The sequence below is a fragment of the Dokdonia sp. LLG6352-1 genome (assembly GCF_045055815.1).
Taxonomy (GTDB): domain Bacteria; phylum Bacteroidota; class Bacteroidia; order Flavobacteriales; family Flavobacteriaceae; genus Dokdonia; species Dokdonia donghaensis.
In genome coordinates this window covers 2737239-2757949 of the sequence record NZ_CP159329.1, presented here as the reverse complement: position 1 = coordinate 2757949, position 20711 = coordinate 2737239, and the positions used below count along the sequence as shown (strand labels likewise).

Here is a 20711-nt window from a genome sequence, read left to right as displayed (position 1 = left end):
ATTTGATTAAATTGCTTATTCTGCAATTTATAAAAATGAGGGCTTGTAAGCCTTTGGAGGTCTATATAATGGAAAATATTAAAATAGGAGTAATTGGACTAGGGTATGTTGGTCTGCCTTTAGCTTGTTTGTTTGCATCAAAATATAATGTTGTGGGTTATGATATTAACAACAAGCGAGTAGAAGAAATTAATTCAGGTATTGATACTACCTTAGAAGTTCAAAGTAGTCATCTGAAAAATGTCTTGCGATCAACTTTAAAAACTAACGGACTTAAGTGCTCAAGTATCTTAAATGATATTGCAGATTGTAACGTTTACATTGTTACGGTACCTACTCCAATAGATGTGCACAAGAAGCCAGTCCTCCAGCCTCTTTATGACAGTAGCGCAGCTATTGGAGCTGTACTAAAGAAAAATGATATAGTCATTTATGAGAGTACGGTATATCCTGGAGTAACAGAGGAGGAGTGTGTTCCTATTTTAGAAAAACATAGTGGATTAATATTTAATAAAGACTTTTTTGCTGGTTATTCTCCAGAAAGAATTAATCCAGGAGATAAATTGCATACGGTAGATAAAATTTTAAAAGTTACATCTGGAAGTACGCCTGAAATAGGTAAGAAGGTAGATGATTTATATGCTTCTGTGATAACCGCAGGAACGCACCTAGCACCTTCAATTAAAGTTGCAGAGGCAGCAAAAGTCATTGAAAATTCTCAAAGAGATATCAATATAGCTTTTGTAAATGAGCTAGCTAAGATTTTTAATCTTATGGATATAGATACTCAAGATGTACTCGAAGCGGCAGGAACAAAATGGAATTTTCTTCCTTTCAAGCCTGGCTTGGTAGGTGGGCACTGCATTGGTGTGGATCCATATTATCTTGCTGAAAAAGCACTAAACTTAGGGTATAATCCTGAAATTATTTTGGCAGGTAGACGCCTCAATGACAGTATGGGATCATATGTGGCTAGTCAAGTAATAAAGCTATTACTTAAAAATGATATTCCGGTTAAAGGTTCTGAAATCCTTGTGTTAGGAATTACTTTTAAAGAAAATTGTCCCGATGTCCGCAACTCAAGAGTTGTTGATATTCATAAGAATTTAATCGAGTATGGCGTAAATTTGACAACATTCGATCCTTGGGTAAATAATGAAGAAGTTTTTAAAGAATTTGGAATTGACGTAACGACTGAATTGCCTAATCATAAATTTGATGCAATTATTCAAGCGGTTTCACACGATGAATTTCAAAAAATAGATTTTTCATTATTGAGAAAAGATGGATCTATTATTTATGATGTAAAGGGAACATTAAAAGGTAATGTAGACGGTAGATTATAGATGAATATATTAATAACAGGCGGAGCAGGTTTTATAGGTTCTCATGTGGTGAGGCTATTTCTAGAAGTTTTTCCAGAGAGTCGTATTTACAATCTTGATGCGCTAACATATGCAGGTAATCTAGAGAACCTAGTAGATGTAGAAGCGTCTAGCAATTATACATTTATAAAAGGGGACATTAACGATGCCCCCTTTTTGATGACCTTATTTTCCAAATATCAATTTGATAAGGTAATACACCTAGCAGCAGAGTCTCACGTAGATAGAAGTATTAAAAACCCTCTAGCTTTTGTGCAGACTAACGTTATTGGAACATTAAACTTGCTCAATGCAGCTAAGGAAATATGGAAAGATAACTTTAATAACAAGCTTTTCTACCATATCAGTACAGACGAGGTGTATGGTACACTTGGTGAGACAGGCTTGTTTACAGAGACTACATCATACGACCCAAACTCACCCTATGCTGCGTCTAAGGCAAGCTCAGATCATTTTGTAAGAGCTTATGGAGAAACCTATGGTTTGCCATATATCATTAGTAATTGCTCTAACAATTATGGGCCTAATCAGTTTCCAGAAAAACTCATTCCTCTATTTATTAATAACATTATTTTAAACAAGTCCCTGCCTGTTTACGGTGATGGAAATTATACAAGAGATTGGTTATTTGTAAAAGATCACGCAAGAGCTATAGCACGTATATTTAAAGAAGGAAAACTTGGCGAGACCTACAATATAGGTGGGGTTAATGAATGGAAAAATATTGATCTCGTGAAGTTATTATGTGATAAGATGGATGAGAAGCTTTCGCGAAAGCGTAATACCTCTCAATCTCTTATTACCTTTATAAAAGACAGACCAGGTCACGACAAGCGATATGCGATAGATGCCTCAAAAATTGAAAAAGAACTGGGGTGGAAACCATCTGTTACTTTTGAGGAAGGGCTAGAACTCACAATAGATTGGTATCTTGCCAATAGCTCTTGGCTAGAGAACGTTACTTCTGGAGCATATCAAGAATATTACAATAAAATGTATACATAATGAAAGGTATTGTACTTGCTGGAGGATCTGGAACTAGACTGTCACCACTTACCATTGCTGTAAGCAAGCAATTGCTACCTGTGTATGATAAGCCTATGATATATTACCCTATATCAGTACTTATGCTTGCTGGTATACGTGAGATTCTCATTATCACAACGCCAGAAGATAGTCATCTATTTAAAAGGCTATTAGGTGATGGATCAGGACTTGGGTGCTCTTTTTCTTATGAAGTCCAAGAACAGCCCAACGGACTTGCAGAAGCGTTTATTATAGGAGAATCCTTTATTGGGAATGATAAAGTAGCTCTTGTACTAGGTGATAATATATTTTATGGTAATGGTCTCAGTAAATTATTACAAAGCAAAGTAACAGTAGATGGAGGTGCCATATTTGCATATCCTGTGCGTGACCCAGAGCGTTTTGGAGTTGTCGCTTTTGATAAGGATATGAATGTCACGAGTATCGAAGAAAAACCAGAGAGTCCACAATCTAACTACGCCGTACCAGGTATTTATTTTTATGATAATGATGTAGTTGCTATTGCAAAAGAAATTAAGCCCTCTCATAGGGGAGAGCTTGAGATTACAGCAATAAATCAAGAATATTTACTTCGTAAAAAGCTTACTGTAGGAGTTATGAGTAGAGGAATGTCTTGGTTTGATACTGGCACGGTAGATGCGCTAGATGATGCAACAGAATTTATAAGAGTATTACAACGTAATCAAAGCACAATGATAGCTTGTCTTGAGGAGATTGCTTACAAGATGAATTGGATATCATACGAAGCACTTAAGGCAAGTGCATCAAGATATGGTAAAGGTGCATATGCACAATACATAAATACACTATAGTGGAATTTCAAAAAACAGCATTCAAAGATTTAATTATATGCACTCCACAGGTCTTTGAAGATGATCGAGGTTATTTTTATGAATCCTTTAATGCAAAATCATTTCAAAGCTTTGCAGGATTTGAGCCAGAGTTTGTTCAAGATAATCAGTCGCAGTCTACATATGGCGTCTTGCGTGGACTTCATTTTCAAATAGGGGAGTTTGCACAATCTAAGCTCGTACGGGTTGTAGCAGGTGAGGTACTTGATGTAGTTGTTGATTTAAGAAAAAACGAACCTACCTATAAGAAAGCTTACAGCATACGTCTCAGTGCAGAAAATAAAAAACAACTTTTCGTTCCAAAAGGGATGGCACACGGTTTTGTAACACTTAGCGATACCGCAACGTTTATTTATAAATGCGATAACTACTATAATAAAGCGAGTGAGCGTGGTCTGGCATATAATGATCCATCATTGCAAATCGATTGGTTATTAGATAAGCAGGATATCATCCTTTCAGAAAAAGATAAGGAAAATACGCTACTTGCAGATTTACCTTCTAACCTGTTTTAAATGAGTACGCTTCCGCGAAATATACGATTACTCATTACAGGTGGTGGTGGTCAGCTGGCACAAGCCATTAAGGAGGAAGAAGCTACTTTTGAGAATGTTACGAGTATACATCTGTCAAAATCTGAGTTAGACATCACATCAACATCTTCTATTAAAAAAGCACTTGATTTACATCAACCAGATGTTATAATAAACACAGCCGCATACACCGCTGTAGATGCCGCCGAAGAGGATAAAGAGAAAGCATTTCTAGTAAATGAAATAGGCGCTAAGAATCTAGCTCAAGCTTGTAAGGATAATGGAATCAAACTCATTCACATCTCTACAGATTATGTCTTTGACGGAGAAAAAACAGAAGAATATACAGTGGAAGATATTCCAAATCCAACAACGGTTTACGGCAAGTCTAAACTTGCTGGTGAGCAGGCCATAATTACTTCAGGGCTTCTTGACTATGCTATTATAAGAACCTCCTGGGTGTATAGTGTTTATGGGAGTAATTTTGTGAAGACTATGTTACGATTAGGTAATGAGAAAGACGAGATTTCGGTTGTAAACGATCAATATGGGTCTCCTACGTTGGCAAATAATCTAGCTTCTGTTGTTTTACAGTTGTCAAACGTGCTTACTACACACAATGCAGGTGTATATCATTATACAAATGAGGGTGTCACTACGTGGTACGCTTTCGCGAAAGCGGTATTCAGCTATAAAAAAATGAGTGTAAATGTTTTGCCTGCGTCCAGCGACCGCTTTGTAACAAAGGCCACGCGCCCAAAAAATAGTAAATTAGAAAGTTCTAAAATCATCAACCTTTTAGGGATTGAAAATGTGCCTTGGGAAGAAAGTCTTGAGAAAATGCTGGTTAAATTATGATAAGTGATCAATTTAAAGGTATCGCTGTCAAAGCTGCGCTTCAAGCTGGTGATGTAATTAGAGAGGTATATGCGACCGCATTTAACAGCATTCTTAAAAGTGATGATTCACCCCTTACAGTTGCAGATACTCGTGCCCACGAGGTAATCTGTAAGGAGTTAAGCGCTACAGACATTCCTGTTTTAAGTGAAGAAGCCGTCGAAATTCCTTATGAAGAAAGAAGTACTTGGGATACCTTCTGGCTCGTAGATCCATTAGACGGAACCAAAGAGTTTATAAATCGCAATGGAGAATTTACCGTAAATATTGCATTGATAGTAGGAACTAGGCCAGTTTTTGGTATTATCTATATACCGGTGTCTGATACACTATATTTAGGTGGAAGCTTACTATGCAAAAGCTATAAAATATCAAATCCTATAATAGAGAGTGGGTGGGATCAAGTAGTGGATGATAAGCATATAATTTTTACAAATAAGCTAAAAGCACAAAAAGAGATACGAGTCGTGACAAGTCGCTCTCACCTCAATGAGCAAACAGTATCGTATATAGAGGATTTAAAAAAAACAACCACTTCAGTAAGCTTACTTCCTGCGGGTAGTGCGCTTAAATTCTGTCTACTTGCAGAAGGAAATGCAGATAGATACCCTAGATTTGCTCCTTGTATGGAGTGGGATACGGCTGCTGGTGATGCTATATGTGAGACCGCTGGAGTTACTGTTTTTATTGCAGGAACAATGGAGAAATTAACATATAATAAGAAGTCCTTATTTAGTCCTAACTTTGAAGCTTATTAATACTGTTTATGAAAATTCTTGTTACAGGTGGCGCTGGTTTTATTGGGTATCATCTTTGTGAGCAATTGCTCAAGGAAGGACATACTGTAGTGGCTCTTGATAATGTTAATGATTATTACGACCGTAATCTCAAGTATGATAGATTATCGCAATTAGGTATATCAAAAGCAGAAGCATCAGTAGGGAATTTGACAGTGGCAAGCCACAAGCATAAATCACTGCAATTTGTGCGTATGAATCTTGAGGATAGGGAAGCGTTGCCTGAGCTTTTTAAAAAAGAGTCTTTTGACCTCGTATGTAATCTTGCGGCTCAAGCGGGTGTGAGATATTCTATTGAAAATCCAGAGGTATATATAGATACAAATGTTGTAGGCTTTTTAAATATCTTAGAATGCTGTCGTAATAATGAAATAAAAAAACTTGTTTATGCGAGTAGCTCTAGTGTATACGGCAATAGTATAGACGTCCCATTTACAGAAAAACAGTCTGTAGACGAGCCCATAAGTATCTATGCCGCTACAAAAAAATCTAATGAGTTAATGGCGCATACCTATGCACATCTATTCGGTATAAATGCTGTTGGTTTACGTTTTTTTACAGTGTATGGCCCTTGGGGAAGACCAGATATGGCAATGTTTTTATTTACAGATGCGATAATAAATAATAAGCCTATTAAGGTTTTTAACGAGGGTGATCTCTCACGTGATTTTACATATATATCAGATATTATTGCTGGCGTCACGGCTGTAATTCAGAATGAAGTACAACCCGGAAATACAATTTTAAACATAGGTAATAGCAAGCCTGTAAAGCTATTAGACTTTATAGAAGCCTTAGAGCTGGAACTTGGCAAAAAAGCAAAAAAAGAAATGCTTCCTATGCAAGATGGTGATGTAAACCAGACTTGGGCAAGTGTAAAGGCTATGCGTAAACATTATAACTATAAACCATCTGTAAGTGTAGAAGATGGGATAGCGGCCTTTGTAAAATGGTATAAAAGCTATTATAAGGATTAGTACGCTTTCGCGAAAGCGTAAGATTCCCCTGTCATTAGTATGCAAACTGCTATATTTGCGATTTGCCAATAATTTAAAAAATATGAGCATAAAAAACATTTGTTGCATTGGAGCAGGCTATGTAGGAGGGCCTACAATGTCTGTAATTGCGTTAAAATGTCCAGATATAAAAGTTACCGTAGTTGACCTCAATGAGAAGCGCATCGCCGCTTGGAATGATGAGGATGTAAGTAACCTACCCATTTATGAACCAGGCCTAGCTGAAGTTGTAAAAGAAGCTAGAGGGAGAAATCTATTTTTTTCTACAAAAGTAGATAAGGCGATAGATGAAGCAGAGCTTATTTTTATATCTGTAAACACGCCTACAAAAACGTATGGAGTAGGTAAAGGGATGGCAGCAGATCTAAAGTACATAGAATTATGTGCTCGCCAGATTGCCAGAGTAGCGACTACAGATAAAATTGTAGTAGAAAAATCTACGCTACCTGTGCGTACTGCCGAAGCATTACAGAATATACTTCACAATACGGGTAAAGGTGTACGCTTTGATATTTTATCAAACCCAGAGTTTCTAGCCGAGGGTACTGCTGTCCAAGATTTACTCAATGCAGATCGTGTGCTTATAGGAGGAGAAGATACTCCTGGGGGTCAAAAAGCTACCGAAGCTCTTGCAAACATTTATTCAAATTGGATTCCAGAAGAGCGTATCTTAAGAACAAATGTATGGTCATCAGAGCTTTCTAAACTCACAGCAAACGCCTTCCTTGCGCAACGCGTTTCTTCTATTAACGCGATGTCTGAGCTTTGTGAAGTTACTGGAGCAGATGTTCAAGAAGTTGCCAGAGCAATAGGTACTGACTCAAGGATAGGGCCAAAGTTTTTAAAGGCTTCCGTTGGTTTTGGCGGATCTTGTTTTCAAAAAGATATCTTAAACCTCGTTTATATCGCAAAATCATATGGACTTAATGAGGTGGCAGATTACTGGGAGCAGGTTATTATTATGAATGACCACCAAAAAAGACGATTTGCAGAAAAGATAGTAAAGACGCTGTTTAACACCGTTTCTGGTAAGAAGATTACATTATTAGGTTGGGCATTTAAAAAGGATACTAATGATACGAGAGAATCGGCAGCCATTTATGTGGCAGATTATTTGCTCAATGAACAAGCAGAGGTAGTTATATATGACCCAAAGGTTTCTCAAGAACGAATTCTAGCAGATCTGGATTATTTAAACACGCGTTCTGAAGCTGAAAATAGAGCTTTGGTTACAGTGGTTAATAACCCTATGGAAGCCTGTGATAATGCGCACGCCATTGCGATTATGACAGAATGGGATGAGTTTGTTAGTTATGACTGGAAAACTATTTATGATAAAATGTATAAACCCGCTTTTATTTTTGATGGAAGGGCTATATTTGCGCCGTCAAAAATGGAAGATATTGGTTTTGAAATGTATACAATTGGACAAGGATAAATTATGAAAAAGAAAATACTCATTGTTTTCGGAACTAGACCAGAGGCTATAAAAATGGCTCCATTGGTAAAAGAATTTCAACAACAAACAGCAATATTTGAAACTAAAGTTTGTGTTACGGCACAGCATAGAGAAATGTTAGATCAAGTATTAGACTTTTTTTCAATTCAACCTGACTTTGACTTGAATTTAATGAAGCCTGGTCAAAATCTATACACTATTACTGCGGCAATTATCGAAGGAATGAAACCTGTTTTAGAAGCGTTTAATCCAGATTATGTATTTGTGCACGGTGATACTTCAACCACTATGGCAACAAGTATTGCAGCGTTTTATAATCAATCTAAGGTTTGTCATATTGAGGCAGGCCTACGTACACAAAATAAGTGGTCTCCTTTTCCAGAAGAAATTAACAGGCAAGTTACAGGAAGAATAGCAGATTTTCACTTTGCTCCTACATCAACTTCTAAGGATAATTTACTTTTAGAAAATGTTCAAGAAAACTTGATCTTAGTTACGGGTAATACTGTTATAGATGCGCTAGTAGATAGCGTTTCAAAAGTAAAAGAAGACCCTAGTGAACTCATTAAAAAATTATCGGGACAACTAGGTGACAAAGAAATGATTTTAGTAACAGGTCACCGAAGAGAAAATCACGGTGATGGTTTTATAAGGATTTGTGAAGCTTTAAAAGAAATTGCTTTAAAAAAACCGGAAATGGAGATTGTGTACCCTGTACACCTTAACCCAAAGGTTCAGGAACCTGTCAAGAGGATTTTAAGTGAGGTTTCGAACATCCATTTAATTGACCCATTAGCTTATCAAGATTTTATTTGGATGATGAATAGGTCAAAGTTAATCATTACAGATAGTGGTGGTGTTCAAGAAGAAGCACCAAGCTTAGGAAAGCCCGTGCTTGTAATGCGTGATACCACAGAGAGACCAGAGGCTGTTGCCGCAGGAACTGTTATTCTTGTTGGTACGGATAAGGAACTTATAGTAAAAGAAACAATTGATCTTTTAGAAAACGAAGAAAGATTTATGAATATGAGCAAACTTCATAACCCATATGGAGACGGTAATGCTTGTAAAAAAATAGTACAATTTATAGCACAATTATGAGACAACCAGAAGTAGTAATGATAGGTTTAGGGTATATAGGGCTTCCTACGGCAGCACTTATAGCCTCAAATGGAGTATACGTACACGGAGTAGATATAAATCAATCTGTGGTTGATACAATTAATCAGGGTAAGATACATATTGTTGAACCTGCACTTGATGTAGCTGTGGCAGGAGCTGTAAAAGATGGCTTTTTAAAAGCATCTACCACAGCTGTAGAAGCAAATAATTATTTAATAGTAGTTCCTACTCCATTTAAGGATAAAAATGAACCAGATATCTCGTTTGTAGAGGCTGCTACTCGTGGTATACTCCCGTTATTAAAAGAAGGTGATTTATACATTATAGAATCTACTTCACCTATAGGCACTACGGAAAAAATGATGGATCTCATATATATTGAGCGACCTGAACTTAAGGGCAAATTACATATTGCATATTGTCCAGAGCGAGTACTGCCAGGTAATGTGATGCACGAGTTAGTTTATAATGATCGTGTTATAGGGGGGGTAGATGATAAAAGTACAGAGAAAGCTCTTGCTTTTTATAAAGCACACGTAAAAGGAGAATTACACGCTACAAATGCTCGTACAGCAGAAATGTGTAAACTAGTAGAAAATTCTTCAAGAGATGTACAAATAGCGTTTGCAAATGAGCTATCTCTTATTTGTGCGAAAGCAGATATTAATGTTTGGGAACTTATTAATTTAGCAAATAAGCATCCTAGAGTAAACATATTACAGCCTGGATGTGGGGTAGGAGGACACTGTATAGCGGTAGACCCATACTTCATAGTTGCAGATTTCCCAATGGAATCTCAAATTATTGGGAAAGCAAGAGAAATTAACAATTATAAGTCATTCTGGTGTGCTGAGCAGGTTAAGAATGCAAAACTTCAATTTAGGTTAGATCACGGTAAGCTTCCTAAAATTGCGATAATGGGCCTCGCTTTTAAGCCTAATATTGACGACTTAAGAGAGTCACCGGCAAAGTATATAGCTCAAAAGGTGCTCCAAGATGCAAATGATGAAGAATACTATATTGTAGAGCCAAACATTGAGGAGCACAAGGTATTTAAACTAACAGATTATAAAGATGCTTTTGCGAAAGCTGATATTGTAGTATATCTCGTAAATCACAACGAATTCCAAGAATTACCTAAAGATTCAGGTAAGATTGTCTTGGATTTTTGTGGGGTTAATAGATAGATGCAATATGACTTTTAGTTATAAATTTCGGAATTCGATAAACGCTTCTAGTATTTTTATTAGTAGCGTTTTTTTAGCACTTTGTAATTGGGGACAACTTTCACTGATTACTAAATATTTAGAACTAGAAGAGATAGGTCTTTATACATTAATATTAGCAATTAGTAATCCTTTATTTCAATTTTTCAACCTACAATTACGCCAACTAGTTGTTACAGATAGGAGTGAGTTGTTTAAATTTAATGAATATTTTTCAGTAAGAGTTTTTTTAAGTTCTATTGTTCTAATAATTGGCGGAATAATAGGTTTATTTTTTACGGAAGATGGAATATCTAGGGTATTATTTTGGCTTATTTTTGCAAATTACGCTCTTGATGCAATTATTGACATTTTTAATGCTCAGATGCACTTTTATCAAGATTATATTAGAATATCTAAATCGACTTTTCTTCGTGGAGGGGCAGCTATATTGGGTACAGCCATTGGGTTGATTTTTCTTGAAAGTTTAACTGCTTCTTTTTGTTTAATTATTTTATTTAAAGTTATTGCAGCTTTTTTTTATGATTTAAAATTGATTAGGCGTCTGTATATTAAATCTCCAATAATTTTAGTTTCAAGTGAAAATCTTTTTTCGTTGATAAAAAAAGGAATTCCTTTAGGAGCGACTTTATTTGTAGTATCAATGAATTTTAATATGTCGAAATATTTCGTGGATTATTACTATGGAATAGAAGTTCAAGGTGCATTTTCTTCAATGTCATATCTTATAGTTTTAGGAACTCTCTTTGTCTCAACATTTGGGCAACTTCTCTTACCGAAAATGGCTATTATGTTTCAAAATAAAAATTTTCAGAAACTAAGAAATACTCATTATCTATATCTCCTTTGCACTTTAATTCTCGGATTGACTCTTTCAGTTGTAAGTGTACCTTTTGGAAAAGTATTTATTGAGATATTCTTTTCGTCAAAAATATCTTCCTTTAGTCACCTTTTTCCTTATATAATGGCTTCTTCTTTATTTGTATATTTAGCATCGGCACAAGGCTATGCTTTGACTTCTGTCTCTATATTGAGAATTCAACCTATCATAAGCTTAATAGCTTTAGGAGTAAATCTTCTACTAAATTTCGTTCTTGGAGATACTTATGGTTTAGAGGGGATGATTTTATTTTCTGGTATTACTTTTTGTGTGCAATTTATTTTATCATTTGTAATTTTTATTATTAAGACAAAGAATAAATGAAGTCAGTATCAAAAAAAATAAGGCCTTTAAATTTAGAAGGCCAGCAATGGGCTTTAATAATATTAATTCCTTTTATTGCTTTAATTTTTTCTAAAGGTATGTTTATTCAGCTGCAAAGTGTTACTATATTTTTAGCGTGCTGTTTAATAATAACTAAAGGGATAAAAGTGAAAACAATATATTTTTCAAATCTTTTATTCTTCTTGTTTTTTTATGGAACCATTTTAGGTTTAGTCTATACAATTTTAGGAGATAATAGTTTTTATAAATGCATTCAATACTCATTTCTTTCGTTTTCAGCCTATATAGGTTTTCGTTCAGCTTTTGTCTATTTAAGTAAATTCTCAATAGTTCATATTGTTATTTTTTTCATTGCGGCGGATGTTTTGATGTTTTTCGCTCTAAGATTTGGGGGACATTTTGGAAGGACATCAATAGGCACTACAAATCTGTATCCGGCTCTTCTTTTTTTAGCTTTTAATTCAAAAATTTTTAATAAATTTTCAATTAAAATTGGTCTCTTTATACTTCTGTTTTTCTGTATTATCGCATACTTGACATCTGGTATGAGATCATCTATAGGAGTTATGATTTTTTCCTCAATAATTATAGTTTTATATGCTTTTAAGATTAAAAATGTTGGGAAAATTCTAAGAATTAGTGTTTTAGGTGGTGTGCTTCTTTTATTAATGAATGTGTTTGTTCCATCTAATTTTTTTGATAATGTTATCAAACAATTAGATAATGTCGCTTACAGATTTCAAACAACATTATTAAATGATGAAGGATTCAGGCTAGATAGTAAAAAAGGTGAGGGTCGTGATTTAGAGGCTCAATCCGCCCTAGCAAAAATAAATAAAAATACAGGTGTCCATCAAATTTTAGGCTACGGTAACGGTTTTGTATATTTTGATCAAATGCAATCTAGAATAAAAGCCCATTTACATTTAACTTATGTAGCTTATTATGTACGTTATGGAATTTTAGGTTTATTTGTTCTGGCATCGTTATATTTATTGGTAATATTTAAGTCGATAAAATCTTTTTTTAGAAAAAAATCTTTTGAAAATGGCCTGTCTCTTGCTTTATGGATTTCTGCAATTCAAATTTGTGTAATTTCTAGTGTAGCAGCAAGTTTAATTTCAATATTACATTGGATTATCATAGGTATGGCTTTTGCCTATGATAAATATTTAGAAAATAAAAAATATACTAATGAATGGCAAAGATTATAATTAATGCCACAGCTGCAAAAAGTGGTGGTGCACTTACAATTTTAAGAACATTTCTTGAGTCGATTCCTCATAATAGAAGGAAGGATTTTTTGTTACTTGCTCCTCAGTCTTATGAAATAGATCAATTGAAAAGTATTCGTTTAAGTACCTGTGGAATATTTACTTATATTTTCTCCGTAATAGGCATAGGTTTTTATCAATTAGTATTTAGTTCGAGAAAGGTATTAAGTTTTAATAATGTTAATACCATATTCTACTCTAGTAGTAGTATGACTTATTTTCATCAATTAAAAATGTTCGACAGGTCTTATAAAGATCTGAAATTATCTCTATATAGGTTTACAATTAGATACATTAATTCTCGAAGTTTGTTCATAGTACAAACAAAGACTGTTAGGGATTTATTTATAAAATTTGATACACGCATTGGTGATAGAGCGTTAATAGTATGGCCTGGATTCATAAAAGAAAAATTGGAAGAGAATACCTTTAAATTACCTAACTATCCTATCGATTTTGATATTGAAGAATTTGGACTTATTCCTATAGCATATGATACTGATCATAAAAATTTATCATTTTTATCCAAAATCAATCATTTTTTTCATCAGAAAAATATCAAAAATATAATTCTTACAAAAAATGCAAGTTCGCTAACAAATCTTGAAAGTATTTTTGAAATAGGTCAAGTTTCAAGAGAGCAACTTTATTATTTATACTCAAAGGCTAAATTTTTAATATTCACATCTCTTTCTGAAACTGTTGGACTACCCATTTTTGAATTTTTGGAGACTGGTAAGCCTACATTTGTATTTGGTGCTCAATATGCTGTAGATTTTTATTACAAATTTCATCAACCCAGCAATTTGATTTTATTCAATACTGAGGATGAATTTAAAGAGCTATTTTTACAGAATATCGATAAAGTTTATACTTCCAAGTCATATTCAGATGGAGAATGGATTAAAATATTAGAAAAACTATGAAACAAATTATACAGTCCTTTAAAACAGGAGAAACAATTTTAGAAGAATTGCCAGCCCCAAAAGTAAAACGTGGGCAGGTACTTATACAAACTACAAAATCATTAGTTTCTCTAGGTACAGAGCGTATGCTTGTAGAATTTGGAAAATCTAATTTAATATCCAAGGCAAGACAGCAGCCGGATAAGGTAAAAATGGTTCTTGATAAGATTAAAACAGACGGTTTACTTCCTACTGTTGAAACTGTTTTTAATAAACTAGGCGAGCCTTTACCACTGGGTTATTGCAACGTGGGTAAAGTAATTGCAGTAGGAGAAGGAGTATCTGAATTTAGTGTAGGAGATCGTGTTGCGTCTAATGGAGGTCACGCAGAGTTTGTTTCGGTTCCTAAAAACCTAGTGGCTCTTATACCTGATAATGTAACAGATGAACAAGCTTGTTTTACAGTAATAGGTAGTATAGGTTTACAAGGCTTGAGACTTTTAAATCCAACACTTGGAGAGACCGTTGTTGTAACTGGCTTAGGTCTTATAGGCCTCCTTACAGCACAACTACTTAAAGCAAATGGATGTAATGTTATAGGAATTGACTTTGATCAATCTAAGTTAGATCTAGCTCATCAGTGGGGCATCACTACTATTAATCCTGCAAAAGGAGATGATCCTGTAAAAACTGTAATGAGTCTAACGGGTGATGTAGGAGCAGATGGTGTAATTATCACAGCTTCTACAAAAAGTAATGAGGTAATCTCACAAGCAGCTCAAATGTCTCGTAAACGAGGTCGCATAGTGTTAGTAGGGGTTATCGGTCTAGATTTAAGTCGTGCAGAATTTTATGAGAAAGAACTAACTTTTCAAGTATCTTGTTCTTATGGCCCGGGTAGATATGATGAAAATTATGAAAACAGAGGGCAAGATTATCCACTTCCATTTGTTAGGTGGACAGAGCAACGCAATTTTGAAACAATGCTCAATGCTATTTCAAAACAATATATAGAAGTAGACCCTATGATTACCGAGGTCATAGATCTTGAGAATTACAAGGATATTTATGGTGAGATAGGAAGCTCAAAGTCTATCGCTTCCATATTAAATTATGGAAATGAAGCCGTGTACAGTAATACAATAACTTTTGATACAAATTCAAAAAGTGGCTCAGCAAACGGTATCGCTATTGTAGGAGCAGGTAATTTTACAAAAATGACAATGCTCCCTGCGATGAAGGGAATCGATGCAAATTTACAGCAGATTGTAAGCTCTGGTGGTCTTTCCGGAACTACACTTGCAAAGAAGTTTGGAATTGCAAAAAGCGCTACAGATTATAGTGAAGTTTTAAAAGAAAACGACATTAACACTGTAATGATAACTACCAGACATAATTTACACGCGTCTATGGTTGTGGAAGCACTTGAGGCAAGTAAAAATGTGTTTGTAGAAAAACCATTAGCACTTAACCAGGTAGAGCTAGATAAAATAATAGGTGCTTATAACAAGACTAATAACTCTGTTACGGTAGGTTTTAATAGAAGATTCTCTCCTTTTGCTATAAAAATGAAAGAAGTGCTAGGGGGAGGTGACACCCCAGTAAATATTGTAGCTACTATGAATGCTGGTATGATACCCTCTAATGTATGGATACACGATCTCAAAATAGGTGGCGGGCGTATTATAGGAGAAGCTTGTCATTTTATTGATTTAATATCATTTTTAACAGGTAGTAAGGTTAAAAGTGTTTGTATGACTGCGATGGGTATAAATCCTGAAGAAAATACAGATAATGCTACACTTTTATTAAAGTATGAGAATGGCTCAAATGGGGTAGTAAATTATTTTGCAAATGGAAGTAAGAGCTATTCAAAAGAGCGTGTAGAAGTGTATAGTCAAGAACGTACACTCACCCTTGATAACTGGCGTAAATTAAAAGCATATGGCTTCAAGAATTTTAAAGGTATGAAGTCTAAAATGGATAAAGGACATAAAAATCAATTCTCATTATTTGTAAAACACGTAAATGAAGGTGGGGAAGCATTAATACCAATGGACTCACTTGTAAATACCACAATGGCTTCATTTGCTGCTATAGAAAGTCTTAAAGAAGGGAAGTGGATAGATGTTAAATAAACCTAGTCTTATTTTTGATTTTATAAAGAATATGGGTTTACGCTATATTCTTTTTAGAGTATGGCATACTTTCCAGGTGAAAACTGGGATTTTCAAAAAGAAATTCCCAAGTGCACCAAAGGCTAAAAAATTTATTTCTAAAAAGGAGTGGGTAGAAAAAAATATCCCATTCTTTTTTGACTCAAAGTATGATTTACAGTTAGAAAAAGAACCAACTGAGATATTAGAATCACGCTTTCGCGAAAGCAAAAAAAATATCATCACTTTTTTTAGTAATCGGAAAATTCAATTAGAAGAAGATAATCAATGGTTTAAGAATCCAGATTCTGGATTTATTTATGATGCTACAAAACATTGGTCTCAGATACCAGATTTATCTACAGAAGCTGGTGATATAAAATTTGTTTGGGAAAAAGCTCGATTCTCATTTTTATATGATATCATAAGATATGATTATCATTTTGAATCTGATCAAGCGGCTTATGTTCTAAGTGAAATAGAAGATTTTATAGATAAGAACCCTATAAATTTAGGCCCACAATATAAGTGTAGTCAAGAGATAAGCTTACGTATACTTAACTGGTCTTTTGCTCTACACTATTATAAACATAGTGAACACCTTACAGAAGAATTATTTAGTAAGGTAATGAATGCGATTTACTGGCAACTTCATCACGTATACCATAACATTAATTTTTCAAGAATCGCGGTTAGAAATAATCACGCTATAACGGAAACTTTAACACTCTACCTTTCTCACTTACTATTTCCTTTTATTCCCGAAACAAAAGCGTGGAGTAAAAAAGGCAAACAATGGTTTGAACAAGAAGTAGATTATCAAATTTATGATGACGGTACTTTTTTACAGTATTCTATGAATTATCATAGGGTAGTTATACAATTACTCACTTGGGGAATAAGACTTGCAGATTTAAACAATGAGAGATTTGCTCAATTTGTATATGTTAAAGCGCAAAAGTCTTTAGACTTTTTAGATGCTTGTTTAGACAAAAGTTCTGGCACTTTGCCTAATTATGGTAGTAATGACGGCGCATTGTTCTTTAAGTTAACAGATTTAGATTATCGTAATTATACAAGCCAACTTGATGATTTACGTATGTCTCTACAAGGCACTGCAGTTGTAAAATCTGAGAGTTTTGAGTGGTATGGACTTAAAAATGCGAGTATTGTAGAGAGAAACCAAATGGCTATAAGTAGTTTTGATATTGGAGGATATTATATAATTAATGAACCCGATGTAAAAACGTTCATACGTTGTGGTGCTTATAAAGATAGACCTGCTCAAGCAGATAATCTACATCTGGACCTATGGGTAAATGGTGAGAATTACCTTTGGGACAGTGGGAGTTATAAATATAATACTGATTTAAATCTTATAAAGCACTTTACAGGTACGGCAGGGCATAACACGGTAAGTATAGATCATAAAGATCAAATGCTTAAAGGAGGACGTTTTATATGGTTTAAATGGATTAAGGAAGCTCAAGCGACACTTAAGAAGGATCAAAATTATACATTTAGAGGGTCTATAAATGCTTATAGACATTTAGGAGGTATAACTCACAGCCGAGTTGTAGAAAAATCACCCAAAACATTAAGCTGGAATGTGATTGATACAACAAATAAAAACAAAGATTCCATAATGTCTCAACACTGGCATATCAACCCGAGGTTTAAGGGTAAAATATCTTTTATTGCTAAAGATAATAATGGTAATGAGTTACTGCCTAAGGTAGAAAGCAATTGGTATTCGGGGTATTATGGACTTAAAGAAAAGTCGATTTCCATTAGTTTTTCAACACCGACCAATTTAATTCACACACAAATTATAATACATACTTAAATGCGTATTTTACTCATACACCAATATTTTTTAGAAAAAAATGACGGAGGTGGTTCTAGGTTTAATGAGATGTCAAAATCTTGGGCTGCTCAAGGGCACGAAATAACCGTGCTCTCGGGAATGGTACATTATAATACAGGAAAGAAAATGCCTCGTTATAAAGGGAAGTTTACTTTTAAAGACTCACAATTTTATAACAACGTGGATGTAGTGAGATGTCACGTTTCAGAAAGTTATAATGCTAGTTTTATAGGTCGACTTTGGGCCTATTTTTCATTTGTATTTAGTAGTATATATGCAGGTATTTTTAAAGTAAATGGAAAATTTGATATTATTTTGGTGACTTCTCCGCCATTATTCGTTGGGATCACAGCATATGCGCTATCTCTATTAAAAGGTGTTCCTTTTGTTTTTGAAGTTCGTGATTTATGGCCAGAGAGCGCAATAGATACCGGAGTTTTAAAGAACAAGGTTATAATAAAATTTGCTTATTGGTTTGAAGGGTTGATGTACAAAAAAGCAAAATTAATAAATGTGTTAACACCAGCTTTCAAAACAAAATTAATAGAAAAGGGGGTTCAGAAGGAAAAGGTTATTCTTATCCCTAATGCTGCCGATTTTACTCTAGCAAGTGAGGTGAGAAAGGATTTTGATTATAAAAAATTTAAAAATGATATTGGGCTTAGCGACAAATTTGTCATAACGTATGTAGGAGCACACGGCGTTGCAAACCATTTGATCCAGCTTCTCGATGCGGCAGAGTATTTAAAAAACACTAATGTTATTTTCCAGCTTATAGGTTCAGGAATGGAAAAAGAAATGTTAATGACCGAGAAGCTAAAGCGCAATCTAGATAATGTTATTTTTAGAGATCCTATAGCAAAGGCTGAAGTGTTTAAATACATTTTATCTTCTGATATGGGCGCATCCGTTTTAAAGAAAGTCGATACTTTTAAAACAATATATTCTAATAAGACATTTGATTATATGTCTTGTAAAATACCAACGCTACTCGCTATAGATGGTGTGAGTAGAGAGCTTGTAGAGCAAGCAGAATGTGGTATTTATGTTGAACCAGAAAATGGTTTAGCAATTGCAGATGGTATTAAGGATATTATGAATAATCCTTTAAGATTGACAGAAATGGGAGAAAATGGTTATGAGTATGCTTTATTGCATTTTGACAGGTCAGTACTAGCACAGAAGTACCTCAATCATATGAAATTAATTGTAAAGTGATGTATAGACTTGTGATTAAACCAGTAGCCGATGTACTTACTGCAAGTATCGTCTTTATTTTATTTCTCCCTGTTTTTCTTATAGTTTGCATTCTTTTAATAGTTGTAAATTCTGGAAATCCATTTTTTACGCAAATGAGACCAGGCAAAAATGGAAAAATTTTCAAAATCTTTAAATTCAAAACAATGAATGATAAGAAAAACGAGAATGGGGAATTACTAAGTGATAAAGAACGTATTACAAAAATAGGTCAGATAGTAAGAAAAACCTCTTTAGATGAGTTGCCGCAACTTTTTAATGTGATAAAAGGCGATATGAGTTTTGTAGGACCTAGGCCGTTATTAGTTGAATATTTAAAACTCTATAACAGTCATCAAACAAAACGATTAGAGGTGAAACCAGGTATAACAGGATGGGCACAAGTAAATGGACGCAACGCAATAAGTTGGGAGAAAAAATTTGATTATGACGTTTGGTATGTAAGTAATCAAAATATGCTACTTGACATTAAGATTTTGTTTATGACTGTGATGAAGGTATTTAAATCTGAGGGAATTACTGCCGAGGGCGAAGTTACAACTAAAAAATTTGAGGGTTAATGGTAATATACGGAGCTAGTGGTCACGGTAAGGCTATAAAAGCTATAGCAGATAGTTTAAATATTATAGTCGACGGATTTATAGATGATAATTATGAAAAAGAATCATTTTTGAATGTGCCAGTACGCGAATTAGGTACATTTGATGAAATAATCATCGGAATAGGTAATAATAATATTAGAAAGAAAATAGCCGAATCACATACTCACAAATGGCATAATGCATTAATTCATAAAAGCGCGATTGTCTCTGTTGAAAATGACATCGGAAGCGGTACGGTTATTATGCCGGGTGTTGTTATTAATGAGTGTAACTTCATAGGTGAACACTGCATAATAAACTCAGCATCGGTTATTGAGCACGATTGTATAATTAATGACTACGCACACATTTCACCTAATGCTACTTTGAGTGGTGGTGTTAATGTAGGAGTTGGGGCTCATATTGGAGCAGGAGCATCTGTTATACCAGGTATTACAATAGGTAAATGGTCTGTAGTGGGGGCCGGTGCAGTAGTTATAAGGAATATTCCCGATTTCACTGTGGTAGTGGGGAATCCCGCTAGAATAATAAAAACTTTAGCAATTGATTAAAATACTATTTGATTTTATTATATCACTAGTTTTAATTGTTCTTTTGATTCCTCTTTGGGTGATTATTTTAATTACTCCTTACGTTTCTATTTTTAAACAAACTCGTGTAGGTAGGTTTGGAAAATACTTTACTATTTATAAAATAAAAACGATGAAAGATGGACGTGTAACCTTTTTAGGAAAATTTCTTAGGAAATATAAAATTGATGAACTTCCTCAGCTCTTTAATATCTTAAAAGGAGATATGTCTTTTGTAGGTCCAAGACCAGATATACCTGGTTATTATGACAAGCTCATAGGTAAGGATAGGGGTGTTCTTTTGTTAAAGCCTGGTCTTACTAGCTTAGCAGCTATTAAATATCGCAATGAAGAGGCTCTCTTAGCACGGCAAGTAAACCCTAGTAAATTTAATACTGAAATTATTTTTCCAGATAAAGTTAAGATGAATCTAGATTATCTTGAAAAACGAAGTTTTTGGTACGATATAAATATCATTGTTTTAACGATTAAATCTCTCTTTTTCTGAACTATATTTGCAAAT

General features: G+C 34.3%; 19 protein-coding genes. All 19 read left to right on the top strand.

What is annotated here, in order from left to right; genetic code table 11:
- Window positions 1-68 precede the first annotated feature (68 nt).
- The 19 genes from ABVM49_RS12335 to ABVM49_RS12245 all read left to right on the top strand — a co-directional run bounded on the left by ABVM49_RS12335 (window position 69) and on the right by ABVM49_RS12245 (window position 20696).
- The gene (locus ABVM49_RS12335) at window positions 69-1346 is read left to right on the top strand and encodes a nucleotide sugar dehydrogenase (protein WP_405202198.1); all 1278 of its coding nucleotides are present in this window, start codon (window positions 69-71) and stop codon (window positions 1344-1346) included.
- Window positions 1347-2390, top strand: a complete 1044-nt coding sequence (rfbB, locus tag ABVM49_RS12330) for a dTDP-glucose 4,6-dehydratase (RefSeq protein ID WP_405202197.1) — start codon at window positions 1347-1349, stop codon at window positions 2388-2390.
- Window positions 2390-3244, top strand: a complete 855-nt coding sequence (rfbA, locus tag ABVM49_RS12325; RefSeq protein ID WP_035324727.1) for a glucose-1-phosphate thymidylyltransferase RfbA — start codon at window positions 2390-2392, stop codon at window positions 3242-3244. Before rfbB ends, rfbA begins: the two co-directional genes overlap by 1 nt.
- Window positions 3244-3798, top strand: a complete 555-nt coding sequence (rfbC, locus tag ABVM49_RS12320; RefSeq protein ID WP_405202195.1) for a dTDP-4-dehydrorhamnose 3,5-epimerase — start codon at window positions 3244-3246, stop codon at window positions 3796-3798. Before rfbA ends, rfbC begins: the two co-directional genes overlap by 1 nt.
- Window positions 3799-4674: a dTDP-4-dehydrorhamnose reductase gene (rfbD, locus tag ABVM49_RS12315; protein ID WP_405202194.1), complete on the top strand. Its 876-nt coding sequence runs from the start codon at window positions 3799-3801 to the stop codon at window positions 4672-4674.
- Complete coding sequence (cysQ, locus tag ABVM49_RS12310) at window positions 4671-5471, top strand: 3'(2'),5'-bisphosphate nucleotidase CysQ (protein WP_405202193.1); 801 nt, start codon at window positions 4671-4673, stop codon at window positions 5469-5471. The genes rfbD and cysQ overlap by 4 nt, the downstream gene beginning before the upstream one ends.
- Window positions 5472-5479: 8 nt before the next feature.
- On the top strand, window positions 5480-6487 hold the full coding sequence (locus ABVM49_RS12305; RefSeq protein ID WP_405202192.1) for an NAD-dependent epimerase/dehydratase family protein: 1008 nt from the start codon (window positions 5480-5482) through the stop codon (window positions 6485-6487).
- Window positions 6488-6569: 82 nt separating this feature from the next.
- Complete coding sequence (locus tag ABVM49_RS12300; protein ID WP_405202191.1) at window positions 6570-7964, top strand: UDP-glucose 6-dehydrogenase; 1395 nt, start codon at window positions 6570-6572, stop codon at window positions 7962-7964.
- A 3-nt stretch (window positions 7965-7967) separates the two neighbouring features.
- The gene (wecB, locus tag ABVM49_RS12295; protein ID WP_405202190.1) at window positions 7968-9086 is read left to right on the top strand and encodes a non-hydrolyzing UDP-N-acetylglucosamine 2-epimerase; all 1119 of its coding nucleotides are present in this window, start codon (window positions 7968-7970) and stop codon (window positions 9084-9086) included.
- The gene (wecC, locus tag ABVM49_RS12290) at window positions 9083-10294 is read left to right on the top strand and encodes a UDP-N-acetyl-D-mannosamine dehydrogenase (RefSeq protein WP_405202189.1); all 1212 of its coding nucleotides are present in this window, start codon (window positions 9083-9085) and stop codon (window positions 10292-10294) included. Before wecB ends, wecC begins: the two co-directional genes overlap by 4 nt.
- Window positions 10295-10301: 7 nt before the next feature.
- Window positions 10302-11537 (top strand): lipopolysaccharide biosynthesis protein, encoded by a 1236-nt coding sequence (locus tag ABVM49_RS12285; protein ID WP_405202188.1) that lies wholly within the window; start codon window positions 10302-10304, stop codon window positions 11535-11537.
- The gene (locus ABVM49_RS12280; protein WP_405202187.1) at window positions 11534-12772 is read left to right on the top strand and encodes a hypothetical protein; all 1239 of its coding nucleotides are present in this window, start codon (window positions 11534-11536) and stop codon (window positions 12770-12772) included. The genes ABVM49_RS12285 and ABVM49_RS12280 overlap by 4 nt, the downstream gene beginning before the upstream one ends.
- On the top strand, window positions 12757-13758 hold the full coding sequence (locus ABVM49_RS12275) for a hypothetical protein (protein WP_405202186.1): 1002 nt from the start codon (window positions 12757-12759) through the stop codon (window positions 13756-13758). Before ABVM49_RS12280 ends, ABVM49_RS12275 begins: the two co-directional genes overlap by 16 nt.
- Entirely contained in the window at window positions 13755-15875 is a 2121-nt protein-coding gene (locus ABVM49_RS12270) for a bi-domain-containing oxidoreductase (RefSeq protein ID WP_405202185.1), read from the top strand. Before ABVM49_RS12275 ends, ABVM49_RS12270 begins: the two co-directional genes overlap by 4 nt.
- On the top strand, window positions 15865-17739 hold the full coding sequence (locus ABVM49_RS12265; protein ID WP_405202184.1) for an alginate lyase family protein: 1875 nt from the start codon (window positions 15865-15867) through the stop codon (window positions 17737-17739). The genes ABVM49_RS12270 and ABVM49_RS12265 overlap by 11 nt, the downstream gene beginning before the upstream one ends.
- Entirely contained in the window at window positions 17740-18978 is a 1239-nt protein-coding gene (locus ABVM49_RS12260) for a glycosyltransferase family 4 protein (RefSeq protein ID WP_405202183.1), read from the top strand.
- The gene (locus ABVM49_RS12255; RefSeq protein ID WP_405203679.1) at window positions 18978-19577 is read left to right on the top strand and encodes a sugar transferase; all 600 of its coding nucleotides are present in this window, start codon (window positions 18978-18980) and stop codon (window positions 19575-19577) included. Before ABVM49_RS12260 ends, ABVM49_RS12255 begins: the two co-directional genes overlap by 1 nt.
- Window positions 19577-20170, top strand: coding sequence for an acetyltransferase (locus ABVM49_RS12250; RefSeq protein WP_405202182.1), 594 nt, complete (start codon window positions 19577-19579; stop codon window positions 20168-20170). The genes ABVM49_RS12255 and ABVM49_RS12250 overlap by 1 nt, the downstream gene beginning before the upstream one ends.
- Complete coding sequence (locus tag ABVM49_RS12245; RefSeq protein ID WP_405202181.1) at window positions 20163-20696, top strand: sugar transferase; 534 nt, start codon at window positions 20163-20165, stop codon at window positions 20694-20696. Before ABVM49_RS12250 ends, ABVM49_RS12245 begins: the two co-directional genes overlap by 8 nt.
- Window positions 20697-20711: the final 15 nt, after the last annotated feature.